This window comes from Flavobacterium sp. HBTb2-11-1, assembly GCF_009826975.1.
In the GTDB taxonomy this organism is placed as follows: domain Bacteria; phylum Bacteroidota; class Bacteroidia; order Flavobacteriales; family Flavobacteriaceae; genus Flavobacterium.
Genome location: NZ_WUMO01000002.1, coordinates 238,845 through 251,567, shown reverse-complemented (window position 1 = coordinate 251,567; position 12,723 = coordinate 238,845). Strand labels below are relative to the sequence as shown.

Annotated in this window: 11 protein-coding genes; 3 read left to right on the top strand and 8 right to left on the bottom strand. The window is 35.9% G+C overall.

Annotated features, from left to right (window positions below):
• Nucleotides 1–45: 45 nt before the first annotated feature.
• The 6 genes from mobC to GR162_RS06205 form a co-directional block, all read right to left on the bottom strand.
• The gene (gene mobC / locus GR162_RS06225) at nt 46–2,031 is read right to left on the bottom strand and encodes a conjugal transfer protein MobC (protein ID WP_160781397.1); all 1,986 of its coding nucleotides are present in this window, start codon (nt 2,029–2,031) and stop codon (nt 46–48) included.
• Nucleotides 2,032–2,197: 166 nt separating this feature from the next.
• Entirely contained in the window at nt 2,198–3,091 is an 894-nt protein-coding gene (locus GR162_RS06220) for a hypothetical protein (protein WP_160781396.1), read from the bottom strand.
• A gap of 51 nt (nt 3,092–3,142) precedes the next feature.
• Entirely contained in the window at nt 3,143–3,757 is a 615-nt protein-coding gene (locus tag GR162_RS06215) for an abortive infection family protein (protein WP_202393904.1), read from the bottom strand.
• Nucleotides 3,730–3,984, bottom strand: coding sequence for a hypothetical protein (locus GR162_RS22110; protein WP_202393903.1), 255 nt, complete (start codon nt 3,982–3,984; stop codon nt 3,730–3,732). The genes GR162_RS06215 and GR162_RS22110 overlap by 28 nt, the downstream gene beginning before the upstream one ends.
• Nucleotides 3,985–4,247: 263 nt before the next feature.
• Nucleotides 4,248–5,492, bottom strand: a complete 1,245-nt coding sequence (locus tag GR162_RS06210) for a relaxase/mobilization nuclease domain-containing protein (RefSeq protein ID WP_160781395.1) — start codon at nt 5,490–5,492, stop codon at nt 4,248–4,250.
• Nucleotides 5,480–5,869 (bottom strand): plasmid mobilization relaxosome protein MobC, encoded by a 390-nt coding sequence (locus GR162_RS06205; protein WP_160781394.1) that lies wholly within the window; start codon nt 5,867–5,869, stop codon nt 5,480–5,482. The genes GR162_RS06210 and GR162_RS06205 overlap by 13 nt, the downstream gene beginning before the upstream one ends.
• 328 nt (nt 5,870–6,197) lie before the next feature.
• Here GR162_RS06205 and GR162_RS06200 point away from each other — a divergent pair, with 328 nt between their 5' ends.
• The 3 genes from GR162_RS06200 to GR162_RS06190 all read left to right on the top strand — a co-directional run bounded on the left by GR162_RS06200 (nt 6,198) and on the right by GR162_RS06190 (nt 8,564).
• The gene (locus GR162_RS06200) at nt 6,198–6,488 is read left to right on the top strand and encodes a hypothetical protein (RefSeq protein ID WP_113678673.1); all 291 of its coding nucleotides are present in this window, start codon (nt 6,198–6,200) and stop codon (nt 6,486–6,488) included.
• A gap of 181 nt (nt 6,489–6,669) precedes the next feature.
• Complete coding sequence (locus GR162_RS06195; RefSeq protein WP_160781393.1) at nt 6,670–8,202, top strand: DoxX family protein; 1,533 nt, start codon at nt 6,670–6,672, stop codon at nt 8,200–8,202.
• 80 nt (nt 8,203–8,282) lie between these two features.
• On the top strand, nt 8,283–8,564 hold the full coding sequence (locus GR162_RS06190) for a hypothetical protein (RefSeq protein ID WP_113678676.1): 282 nt from the start codon (nt 8,283–8,285) through the stop codon (nt 8,562–8,564).
• Nucleotides 8,565–8,622: 58 nt separating this feature from the next.
• Here the strand turns inward: GR162_RS06190 and GR162_RS06185 are convergent, their stop codons facing one another.
• Together GR162_RS06185 and GR162_RS06180 are read right to left on the bottom strand one after the other, a co-directional pair.
• Nucleotides 8,623–11,292, bottom strand: coding sequence for a S9 family peptidase (locus GR162_RS06185; protein ID WP_160781392.1), 2,670 nt, complete (start codon nt 11,290–11,292; stop codon nt 8,623–8,625).
• A 12-nt stretch (nt 11,293–11,304) separates the two neighbouring features.
• Nucleotides 11,305–12,714: a RagB/SusD family nutrient uptake outer membrane protein gene (locus GR162_RS06180; protein ID WP_237421296.1), complete on the bottom strand. Its 1,410-nt coding sequence runs from the start codon at nt 12,712–12,714 to the stop codon at nt 11,305–11,307.
• Between the last annotated feature and the right edge of the window lie 9 nt (nt 12,715–12,723).

The following is a 12,723-nucleotide window of genomic DNA, read 5'->3' as shown; positions in this document are numbered from 1 at the left end:
TGAACTTTTTGAAATTCCAAACAAAATAATTTAAAATGGAATAAATCATGTCTGAGCTTTTTGTTTTTTTATTATCAGGTGGACTAAAGAGGGATTATGAAACATACGCTGAAGTTCTGAATCTATGAGTTCTGAGATGTCCTGTTTTACCTGAAGATAATTACGCTCTACCATTGTCCTGTTGATGGTTCTTACAGGAGTGATATCTTCAAAAGAATCCTGTTCTTTTTTAAGCGCTTCATGGTCATTTATGATATCGCAATGAAACGCTTTGAGATCTATCCTGCAGCCCGGATCATCTGCAACAATGCCCACAAATTCTCCAGAGCTTAAAGTGGAAATGGTAGAAGCGGGAACTGCGGATTCCAGCTGTTTGGACCTGCTGATGGAAGTATCGGAGCTGTTGATGGAAAGGCTTTCACGATCCTGCATTATTTTGCCAAATCGCTCCGACAGCTGTTTCGCAGTATCACCAGTCACCTGTCCGCTTATGATATTTCCTGTAATGTTCAGTATTACATCTGCATGCTCTCGCCCGTAATCCTTACGCAGCTGGCTGAAGTCCTGAATGCCCAAGCAAGTGCTTACTTTATTGCTCCTGGCGGTGGCAATAAGGCTATCCATATTATTGAGGTAAATAGTCGGGAATTCGTCGAAAACCAAACTGCTTTTCAATTTCCCTTTCTGGTTAACCTGTTTGATAAGCCGGCTGACAAATAAAGAAAGAACTGCTCCATAGGTCTGTACTTTCTGCGGGTTGTTTCCCATACATACTATTTTGGGCTCTAATGGATTATTGATATCCAATGTGAAATCATTTCCAGATAGCACATAATACAGCTGGGCGGAGGAGAGCCTTGCCATTGAAATCTTTGCAGAAGCTATTTGTCCCTCAAGCTGCTCCATCACATCATTGAGATAGGCGCTGACAAATGGATTTATGAGCACCTCAATTTCCTTTTCAGTACGCAGCAGGGTAAAAAGGCTGTCATAATCCGCCTGCATGAGTTCAATTACATGCGGGAGTGTACAGAATTCACCGTCATTATATCTTCGCAGGTACCAGATAACAGCAGTAAGGAAATTAATGGGAGATTCCACAAAAAAATCGCCCTGCTTTTTGATCCATTCCCGGTTCAGCCCCAAGAGAATGGTACGTGCTGATTCGGCGGCATCGGTGATATCGTTCATAGATTTCGGATCAAGGGGATTGCAGCGGTGCGAGCGGCTCAGATCATCAAAATTAATAATGTAGAATTTTGGCTCAATATCATAAAGATGTTTGAATTTTTTCCAGGTATTCCATGCAATAAGGGTTAGGTCATCAAACTTAAAATCATACACGAACATACTGAACTTTTTCCGGATATGCTGGGTGATGATATGGCGGATTACAAAGTAGGATTTGCCAGAACCGGGCGTACCCGCAACCAGTATGCTTCTGAAAGGGTTTATTATATTAATCCAGCTTTTGCGAAGCTTGTTCTTCAGATAATATTGAGCAGGAAGATTGATGGAGTATTCATTTTCCAGCAGCCGTTCTTCCTGCGGGAAAGTCTCATTCTCCTTATTAAAAATATCTTTGGAATTGAGCTTTCTCTGTATCAGACGTGATAGGAGCGTTCCGCCTGATAAGATCAGGAGAAATCCTGCTGAAGTGATAATGATATACCAGACAAAATCAGTAAATGCAATTAATATGAAGTAACTGCTAAAGTATAACAGCAAGCCTAAAGCAAGATAGTAAACTGCGCCTCTAAAGGTCAGCTTTTCATTTTTTCTGCCCTTTACACCTAAAAGCGAAATGAAGAGAAAAATAAGGGAAAGCAGTTTTGAGGTATGAAAGCTGTCAAATAATCCAGTATGAAAAACATTTCCCAGGAGTTTATCGCTGAAGGTAAATGCAAGGTTCCATTCTTTAAAAATGGCATATCCATAATAATAGAAGTGCAGGCCTAAAAGCACAATAGCTATTAGTCTTGTCATATCCAGAATCTTTCTCAGCGCCTGTTCATTTTCTCCCGTCTGCATGCTTCCCGCTTTAGAATTATTTAGAAAAACTAAATTAGAAAAGAGCTTTGGAGAATCCTAACCCCGTTAAATTTTGCCTATAAAGGATTATTGAATTTCGCTGTTTTCTTAATGGGCAAAGCGATCGAAGAAAGATTTAGAACCGATATCAGGATATGCAGATATTTTAATTTTTATCTGAATTCCCTGTGAACTTATCGATTTCAGGTGAAGTAGAGACAGTCTTTGCATTTCCCTTAACCATAGTCTCGGTAACGAAAATTACTTCTCCCTTTTTATTGGCAAAGTAATCCGAGTGAAGTACTCTAAAATGTCCTTTCCTAAAGTGAGGTATTTTTGATAGTGGTGAGTTTTGATTTTCTTTAATCTTTTCTGATGATTGAAAAGTAAAGTTTTTTGCCAACTTATTTTCGTTTCTTTCTAATAGGTTTTGTGGCACTCCATCAGACACACAATCTGGGAAGCACTTCATGTAAGCAATCGTATTGATGGCAAGACGAAATACTTTTGCTTGAGTTAGAGAAATTGCATCATTTTTTTTATTGACATCTGCATAGAATCTATCAGACATACGACCGCCATTTTCTCCCAGCGCAAAGTACAGGTCTACGCTGCCATCAGCTTCAATGCTTAAAGAAAAAGCATAGCCATCAGCTTCATAAGGTAAGTGCAAAGCAAATTTATACACTACCGTCTCCCTTTTTTCATTTGAATATAAATGAAGAACTTCTCTTTTCTGCCCATTTTGGTACAGGAACTTTTTAATGCCTTCTATATCCGATAATGCAGTTTTTTCAAGGAAGTCACGCAATTCCCTATCCAGAAAGAAAATATGCAAAAGTTCTCCCATGTAATCGTCCCTCCACAATTCCAGCCCTGATATTATGAGTCCTCTAGACTGTGGAGTTTCAGATACACCTAAAGGGGCATTTAAAATATTTCGCCGAAGTACAGTAAATATCTGGTCATTGGTAAAATCAGGTGTGAATTTTTTTTGAGTCCCATAGTAATGATGCCAAAAATATTTTAATGGTTTGCTGTAGTAGATTTTTTTTCCCATATCAATTTACTTAGTTTAGTAATTAGAAATATTTAGCTGGCAAATGTGATGTTAGAATGAAATATCATTCCAATCAGTTTTGTTTTCATCCTTTGATTTATTTATGCGATTTTCTAAGGCTTCAATAAATTTTATCATACTCGAAATACTATTGAAAACTAGTACACTCTCTTCGTAATTAAGGATAGGATTGTCATGAGCAAAACTCTTGTTATTTCTTATATCATTAAAAGAATCCAAATTACTAATTGAAGTTTTGAGAATTCTTTTGGACATTTCAGTTTCGAGGAAGCCCATTTCAATTAGAAATTTGATATACTTTCCAAAGATACTATGTAAAGCTTCATCAGCTGTATATTTGATTCTGTGCTTTTTACATAACTCCCTTATATATTTCATTACAAAGGTATGTAATCGATCTAATGCAATTTCAGGCAAATTTTTTTCTATACTCTCCCTAATTGATTCAGAAAGTTTTTTAAAATCCACATCGTCTGAATTGGGTTTTATGGCACCAATATCATCCACTATATTACCTTGTAATCTTTGAGTTATTTTGAGGGATTCCTGATAAAGCTCTTCACTATTTTTAAATTCTTTCTCATTTTTTTGATACCATGAAGTTGATTGTTGTTCTTTCAGCTTTTCAAAATAGTGATGAGACATTTCTTGAAGAAGCTTTCCAACAGTATTATCGTTTTCCACTTTAATAAACTTAATCTATTTGCCTTTGAGTTAGATGAATAGTGGTATTTTGGATCATCAATATCTAACCCTGTAACTGCCCCAACAAATTCTTGAAAAGTTCGGTCTGAAAAATCGGCGACGTATCCGCTGCCCATTCCTAAAAATTTTTCAATTTTAGCTTTTTCTTGAATGCTTAAATCTGCCATAATTTGTTTATTTAAATTATCGACGGCGTTCCTGCCATAAATGGTTTATAATTGTGGATTTGTTGATTGATAAACAAATCTATAAACAATATTTTTATTACAAATTAAATGATTTTTGCTATATTAAATGTATTTCATTCAGTAGATTTATAGTACAAAATTTGGTGTAATGTTTTATAAAAGTGAGCAATTTTAGTCTAATTTATAAATTTGAGAAAGCAAAAAAGGCTTATAGATAATATTTCAAAAAAAAATGAATCCTATTATATTTTTCTTCTATTTCGTTTTTTCTTTTTAAACTGCTTAGGTAGATACTCAAGAGTCATTTCAGGTTTAAGTATTGAATCTAATAATTGTATAATAACTGAGGAATCGAAAGTTTTTACAGAAGCATTTTCAGAAGAGAATGTTTCCAGCCGTTTATTAATCCAATCTCTTTTATCTAGATTAAATTCATTTCCACAGCGTCCTATTATTGCCTTTGCACTATACTTTTTACCTAAACTTGATCCATTAAAAACATTTTTTGTAGTATGGTCGATGTAGGTAATGCCATAAACTAATCCTTCACTACTTGTTCTAAAAACGGTTTTTATTCCTTCCTTTTCCAAAAATAGGGAAAGCTGATTTACATTATTAATGTTTTCGCGTAAAATGGCCATGTCAATTACATTTTTCAGTCTTGCTTTATCGGATTCTTTTCTGGGTTTATTGCTTATAAATTTAGACTCCAAAAATTTTAATGTAGGCTTAAAATAAAAATCGCTGGCTTTAATCGGAACACCAGTCGGAATTCCTTTTTCATTGAGTATGCGGTACACTATTCCCTTATTCAAAAACACTTTTGAATTCTCACTGCCACGATCGGCCAATACATTATAACATTGCAATACAGCATTAAGTTCGGCAAGACTTGAATATCTATAACTGTATAAGACTTGATTGAGAACTGCTGCAAGAGCTTTTTTTGATTCAATTTTTCCATAACAGACTTTTCCCATTGAGATAGGCAGTAAGTTAAACTGTTTATTTTTATTGAGACTTTCAGCTTTAATAAGTCTGAAAGTTTCCTCAATTTCTTTTCTTGCCGGTTCAGATTTTCTTATCCCTAAATGGTGCAGGTCAATCCTTTTTCCGTCCCTTTCAATATTAATGGTTATTACATGGATGTGCGGATGCCCTGCGTCAAAATGCTGATAGACAAGGTAGGGCTGTTTCCCAAAACCTATCTTGTACATGTAGGTATTTGCAATTGCCATCAGTTTTTCTTTTGAATGATTTTCTGATGGGTCAAAATTCAGAGAAATATGTACGATGTTGCGCTTGGTATTATCATTTAATTGAATCCTTTCAGTAAAGCGGCTCAGCTTCATTGCATCGCTCATTTGAGATATGTCTAAAAGAAAATTTGCTGCTCCGATGCATTCAGCCTTGCCAGTTTTAACTTTGTTTTCATTGTAGTTAAAAATACTTCTTATAGAATTACCTGTTTTGATTATTGAAACCATTGTTCGGAGATTTTTTGAATATGATTATGAATCTCATTTATCTTTTCAAAGAGCTTTCTCTGCTTTAATTCAAAGCCAATTGTCCATTCTTTTGCATCGTAAATCTGACTTAATGTGTGAAGTTTTCTGGTGGTCTGATTTAGGTTGTTTCCTATAGCATTAAGCTCATTTCTAAGGACGATTAGCTCTTCAACAAAATCATCTAATGACCTGTTTCGGTAAGTACTAATAATTGCTTTCCCAAACAATTGTTTGCGCATATATTCACTTAATTTCCGGCAGGTTGTCGTCTTAAATTTTGACTCTAATGCTGTATATTCCGAGGGTGTCAAACGAATAGTGATTTTTCGTGTTTTGTTTGAATTTTCTCTTTCCATTCTCGCTGTCATAATTATTCATCAATCTCATTTTCTAATAAGAAATCTGCTGTATTTTTTTTTGCATATGGATTTCATTTTTAAACTTCCAGCAGCTTTCATGTATCTCTGATCCCGAGTTCCGAGGATAGATCAGCCAGATCCGGTTGTCCGACAATCGTTCATCTGGCCGATTGCAGGAACGTGGCAATCCTGAACCCTTTTTAAGAAAAACTAAATTAGAAAAGGCTTTAGCAATAAGCAATCCCCGCTAAATTATGACTGGGCTTAATTCTTTAAAGCTTTTTACATTTACTATTTCTAATTATTAATTAAAAACGTGGAAGTTATGATTACAAAAAATGAAGTGTCCAAGGTTTATGATACGGTATTGAGTATCCCTGGAATGAATGAAATGGTGAAGATTGATTTGAGGATTTCACGAAAAAATGTTTTACTGTTGTGCCGTCTTATAGAGCAAGGACTCTTGGCTGAAAAAGATGCCGCGAGTCTGATAGGTATTCTTTCGAATGAAAGTGTCAATGAGCTTAGAAATTTTTCAGACGACTGCCTGCAGAAATCTGGTCTTGTCGAGCTGAACCAAAAGCTTTTGGAATTAAGCGCCGGCCTCAAAGATTGATTTTAAAAATAATTTTTTGTGCTTTACAGATCTGCAAGATTTGTAAAGCACATTTTTTTTGCAGGAAATTGGCTTGATTTTGAAAACTTTTGGCTTGATTTTGTCAACAGTTTTTTTTAGTGAACGATTTAAATTTGTGTAAGCATTTTCAGTAAATGAATTACGATACAAAATTTCAATTATGAAACTACAGGAAAATTATAAGAAGCTGATTATTGAATTGATATGTTTTCTATATGCACTTTTGTTTGTCTATGCCGCGGTGAGTAAACTTGTTGATTTTGAAAGGTTTAAGGTACAGTTGGCACAGTCTCCCGTACTTAGTATTTATGCTGAATGGATTTCCTATTTTGTAATTGGTTTTGAGCTGATTATTTCGGGGATGCTTTTATTTTCGGCTACCAGAATCATCGGTTTGTATGCAGCATTTGTTTTAATGAGCATGTTTACCAGCTATATTTTTATCGTACTTCATTACAGTTCTTTTATACCCTGTTCATGTGGAGGCATCCTGGAGAAAATGAGCTGGAATACCCATTTGATATTTAACTCGCTTTTTGTCATGCTGGCTATCGTTGCAATTATAATTCATAAAAATAAGCGTCAAGATGATTTTCCAATAACAAAAAACAGCAGTAAAATCTGGATTCTATTGGCTTCTGCTATAATGGCTACAACAGCTGTTGTTATCTTATTCCTTTCCTCAGAGCAGGCTATTCATCATAAAAATCCCTTTGTCAGAAGATATCCAAAAAAAGCAATCGAACTTGATAAGACTATTGATCTAAGATGGAATTCCTATTATTTTGCAGGTTATGAAAAAAATATCCTTTATCTGGCAAATTATACAGATCCCCTGCATCTTCTTTCGATTGACAGTGATGGAAAACAAAAGAGGATAAAACTGTATTTAGATTATCGTAACCAATCTTTTAAATCAATAAAAATTGTAGTTCAAGACGGCTGGTTCTACTTGTTTGATGGTACACTGCCGCGCATATACAGAGGAAATACCAAAGATTGGAAATTAACGGCAGAATTGAAAAGAACCCCAAAATTTAGCCTGGCACAGCCCATGGACAGCGTTACTATTGCATTTCGGAATAACACTGGTAATGAAAGAGCGAATGTAATAGGAATTTTTAGTGCAGAAAAAGATACCGTTTTGTATTCGCAAAACCTTCTTACAAGGCAGATTGACGGAATATTTGATACAGATGGCATACTGCTCTACAACCAGAACAGGAAGCAGATCCATTACATTTATTATTATCGCAATGAGTTTATCACAGCTGACCGTAACGGGGAGCTTATGAGAAGAAGCAATACTATTGATACCAATAAACAGGCTAAAATTAAAGTAGCATATCTCAAAAATAATACAGAAAGGCAGATGGCAGCTCCTCCTTTAAAAGTGAACTCGATCAGTGCAGTTAGAAATAATCTTTTGTTCATTAATTCAAAAGTGCCCGGAAGATTTGAAGATGAGAAATTTTGGAAAAAATCTTCAGTAGTAGATGTTTATAATTTGGATAACAATAGTTATGTCCTTAGTTTTTATGTCCAGGAAATTCCAAACCAGAAAATCCAGAACATTTTTGTAACCGATGATCATCTTTATGTTACAGCAGGTACAAATCTGATGGTTTTTAATCTCGGATATTTGTTAAAAAGTGAAATGAAACGCGAATCAGAGCTTAAAACTGACCGCTGAAAAATATATTGGCCGATATCAGGAATTAGATCGAAAACCTGTAGAAAAAAGTAGATCACGTTTAATTTAAATTTATAGTTATGAATACGATATTTTTAAAAAAAATGATGCCATTTGCCATAGTAATGGTGACCGGTACAGCTGGGGCTTTTTTAACCACTTCCATGCAGAAAACTGCCGGTAGTGCTGCTCCTGAAATTGGATATGTTACAGACGATAACAACATCCCTTGTAACAAAGAAGTGGATTGCAGCACAGACTTTAATTTACAGCTCTGTCGTGTAAGCTATGCCCCTCCAGGACAACAAGCAAAAGGCAAGGATAATAATTGTGATGAAACGCTTTATCGTCCTTCCAATTGAATCATGTTTAACCAGAAAAGCAATGCAGTTCTTGGAACTGCATTGTTTTTTTGAGATATCAATTTTTATCAATCCATTGCTCGGGTGTTTCATCTTTAAGATAAAACCCAAACCACTGTATTATTTTGCGTGTTAAGTCTCTTTGATTTATGGGATTTGTAATAGTGTGTCCTTCATTTGGAAACAACAGCATTGTGTTTTTTTTGCCAAGTCTGCGAAGTGCCATATGAAATTCTACTGTCTGATGCCAGTCAACATGATTATCTTCCTTTCCTGCATAGGATAGTAGAGGAGTCGTTATATTTTTAACAAATTCAATAGGAGAATTTAGATTATAAATTTCGGGAATTTCAGATGGAGGCTGTATCATTTTCAACTGCCCGTGTATGAAATAATTCATAGTAGGACGGCCGGTGTCCCAGTCTACTGTATGGTAGTAACTTTTAATGTTTGTAATTGCCGCACCTGCTACCGCCGCCGCAAAAATTTTTGTCTGTGTTATGATATAACAAACCTCAAAACCTCCGAAAGAATGCCCCATCAAAGCAATTTTGTCCGGCTTAACAAGTCCTCTGGCGATGATTTCTTTTGTGGCTGAAATTGTATACTTTAAAGCGGAAGGGCCTTCATTCTGTTTTTCGGATATTATATCGGGACAAAGCACAAAATATCCCTGACTGGTTAATACCACAGGATTGAAGCCTGCTTCATTTTCTAAATCCGGTAAAGAGTATTTGTAAAGATTTTGAGTCTGCTTTTCATAGATATTTACAATCATAGGGTATTTTTTATCCGGATTATATGATGCAGGATAGTAAAGCAATGCGCTCATTTTTATTCCATTCTCGTTTTGGAATTGAATTAGTGAGGCGCTTCCCCAATCGTAATCTGCCTGATGCGGACTGCTTTGAAATACAGTACGGGTAACTTTATCCTTTTGGAATATAATTTTTGGAGGTTTGTCAAATCTTTGCTGCTGATAAAACAGTACTTTTCCTTGGTCTGTAGTGTGGAGTTTGTCAATATAACTGCTGTCATAGACAAGGGGTATTTCTCCAGTAATTTTTTTCCATTTAAAAAATCCTGTTCTGCCATCCTCGCCAGCAGCTGTAAGCAAAATTGGATTGGAAAAATTAATTGATTTATATCTATAGCCATCATAGCTTTTCTCAATTTCCGAAAATTTTCCCGGTGCATATATTCTGAATTGGATCTGTTTTTCCCTCCCTCTGGTAAGTCTTTTTAGAGTAAAATTCTCAGGTGAAATTGTCCATATATCATAATTATCATATACTACGAGCTTATTGTCGTTTGCGGTCCATCCAACTGGAGTCAATATAAAGTTTCTGCTGTTTTTTTGATTGGTCAGCGAAAGGTATTGCGAAATAATTCGGCGGGTAATGTTTGTGTATGTTTTTGAAGCTGTATTATAAATCCAGCAGCTATCATTAAGTATGTAATTTATATATTTACCTTCAGGGGAAGAGATAGGAAGTGGTTCAGATGGACTTATTTTTTTATTTTGAAGCAAGAGTTTTTTTTCCCCTGTCAGCAGATTTAAAATATAAAAATCGCGGGGGGCATCATATTCAAACTGAGGCTCATACTTTTTTGGATCAGAAAGGACTGCATATTTTTCATTGCCGCAAAGCATTACTTTGGATAATTCATCAGAGGTGAGTTCGGAAAACTTTCCCGTTAAAGGGTACCATAAAGCAAGTCTATTTTGCTTTTTAAAACGTAAACTTTTCTGCATAAAAGGGTAGATGTATGTATCGCTGCTTTTCCAAATTTCTACTTTAGATACAGCATCTTCTGTACTGTTAAAAGAATTCTCTTTTTTATGGCTTATTGAAAAAAATACCCGTTGAAAATCATTGCTAATAGTTATAGCATATTCTGCACTTTCATTAATAACTGCTTGAGATGGAAAATTATCTTTCGTCTTTGGATCAAGGACGTAAAGGCTTTTATTCTCCAGTATATAATAATAAAGTTTTTTGTTTTCTGTGCCAGAATTGGGTTCCGTCAAAAAAGATACTGCCCTTTCTTTCTTATCCCATGTCAGCATCTTAAAATTCACAGGTTTTTTCTCATGAATCCATGTGGTTTTAGTTTTTTGCCCTAATTCTAAGACGCCAATCGAACTTAAATTTTGATCTGCAATGGAAAAGAGAATTTTTTTATTGGCAGGCCCCATTTTCATGCTGGTAACGTTTTCAATTGTCGATAAAATCTTTCCATTTTGATCAAACACACTAATGGACTGCTTTTTTGTGAGTTGAGATTTTGTCATTACTACTAATCTCTCAGAGTCTGGCGAAGAAAAATAACCAGTGACATTGGCTATTGTTTTTTTGCAGCCATTCTGAAGATCTAGAATATGAATTCTATCAGCATCCTGATAAACAAAACTATTATCTCCCAGAAAATCAGGTTTAGTGCCAAGCGGAAAGGAGTACAGTTTGTTTTTTAATGTATTTTTTACGTATAAGGTATCTTTTCCGTTTTTATAGAACATTGAAAAACCGACCCAGTTTCCATTGCGCGAAGGTTTATGGAATAGAAAATTACCAAATGAATCATAATCTGATGCTGTAAGGCTTTTTTTTTGCAATGCCTGCCCCCGTAGGGGACAGACTACTAATAGCAAAATAAAAAATAAAAATAAAACTGCAGCAGGTACAGCGGTAAAGCCGCCCCTGTTTTTTAGATATGAAATATTCATGTGATGTATCTTTTAATAGCCTTCATTCTGCGGCAGAAGATTTGGATTGAGTTCCAATTCGGTCTGAGGCAGTGGAAATAAGATGTCGGTTGTGTTCCATCCCGGCTTTTGAGCTGATAGAATGGTGTTTATATCTCCTGAACGTTTAAGGTCAAAAAAGCGATGGGCGTATTCGGTAAAAAGCTCATGTCTGCGCTCTTCGGCTACAGCCTGAAGCAGTTCTTCTTTTGTGGAAATATCCGTACTTGTAAGGCCTGCACGATTTCGTATTTTGTTAAGATCTTCTCTGGCACCGATAATATCGCCCTGCTTTGCACGTGCTTCTGCACGGATGAGATATTGTTCAGCCAGACGAATCACAATTGAATACTCGACAGAAGACGCAGTAGTGCTGTTTTTCTTGTACTTATACGCAAAGTACCACTTAGAGGCACCGCTGGAAACTGAACCCATCCAGTGCGTTTTTCGCAGATCATCCGAAGAAAAGGAATTTACCAGAATGTTGTTCAGACAAACTGTTCTTGGAGGACCGCTGACAAAAATAAATGCCACCGCTTCATCCGTATTTTTTCCTGAAGCTGAAGGCTGCAGCTGCCAGATTGTTTCTTTTGACTCCTTTAAAAATGCACTATCAATATTTTCAAGTGAAAAAGTTCCAGATTCATTGAGCACGGCAGATGCGCTGTCGGCAGCCTCTGCCCATAAACCAGAATAAAGATATACCCGTGAAAGCAAAGCTCTTACAGTAAACTTAGATGGACGTACCCTTGTACTGCTTAATTCAGCTGTATTTAAATTTACAGCAGCGAGCTGAAGATCAGTCTGAATCAATTTGTAAATTTCTTTAACAGGAAGTTTGCTGACAACAGTATTGATTTTATATTCTGTTGTGGTGACGTATGGGATATCCCCATACAGATTGACCAGATAAAAATGCAGCAGTGCCCTAATAAAAAGAGCTTCCCCTTCAAGCTTTTGTTTATTTGCTGTTGACAGGGATACAGAACTCCTGCTGCCTTCAAGCACGGCATTTGCTGCATATATATTGCTATAGGCTGCTTTCCAGTAATCGTTCACAGAGGAAGTGGAAGGCAGCAGATTATTGGTATAAAAATTTTCAGTAGTACTGAGCGGGTTTCCAAACCATGTCAGTTCATCTCCATAACAGCCTAGCTGGAAAGAGATTCCCACTCCAGAACCGGTCAGTATTCCGGTATCCCTCATTTTGGAGTAAATACTGGTCAAAGCGGCATCTGCGGTCTGATTATCTTCAAAAACACTTTCTTTGGTCAGCTGGTTCTCAGGCAAATCAATATCTAAAAAAGAATCGCAGGAAACAATTAGAAATGCCAATGACAGTACCAATTTATTCATGGATATTCTAGAGTCCCTTGTGAATGAGTTTGTGACTATTTTTTTCATGGTCTATTT

What these genes read in the sequence shown, in the direction of transcription:
- GR162_RS22110 (WP_202393903.1), bottom strand. Translation starts at nt 3,984, where the DNA reads ATGGCAGATTTAAGCATTCAAGAAAAAGCTAAAATTGAAAAATTTTTA.
- GR162_RS06205 (WP_160781394.1), bottom strand. Translation starts at nt 5,869, where the DNA reads ATGGAAAGAGAAAATTCAAACAAAACACGAAAAATCACTATTCGTTTG.
- GR162_RS06185 (WP_160781392.1), bottom strand. Translation starts at nt 11,292, where the DNA reads ATGAATATTTCATATCTAAAAAACAGGGGCGGCTTTACCGCTGTACCT.
- mobC (WP_160781397.1), bottom strand. Translation starts at nt 2,031, where the DNA reads ATGCAGACGGGAGAAAATGAACAGGCGCTGAGAAAGATTCTGGATATG.
- GR162_RS06195 (WP_160781393.1), top strand. Translation starts at nt 6,670, where the DNA reads ATGAAACTACAGGAAAATTATAAGAAGCTGATTATTGAATTGATATGT.
- GR162_RS06190 (WP_113678676.1), top strand. Translation starts at nt 8,283, where the DNA reads ATGAATACGATATTTTTAAAAAAAATGATGCCATTTGCCATAGTAATG.
- GR162_RS06210 (WP_160781395.1), bottom strand. Translation starts at nt 5,492, where the DNA reads ATGGTTTCAATAATCAAAACAGGTAATTCTATAAGAAGTATTTTTAAC.
- GR162_RS06180 (WP_237421296.1), bottom strand. Translation starts at nt 12,714, where the DNA reads ATGAAAAAAATAGTCACAAACTCATTCACAAGGGACTCTAGAATATCC.
- GR162_RS06215 (WP_202393904.1), bottom strand. Translation starts at nt 3,757, where the DNA reads ATGTCTCATCACTATTTTGAAAAGCTGAAAGAACAACAATCAACTTCA.
- GR162_RS06220 (WP_160781396.1), bottom strand. Translation starts at nt 3,091, where the DNA reads ATGGGAAAAAAAATCTACTACAGCAAACCATTAAAATATTTTTGGCAT.
- GR162_RS06200 (WP_113678673.1), top strand. Translation starts at nt 6,198, where the DNA reads ATGATTACAAAAAATGAAGTGTCCAAGGTTTATGATACGGTATTGAGT.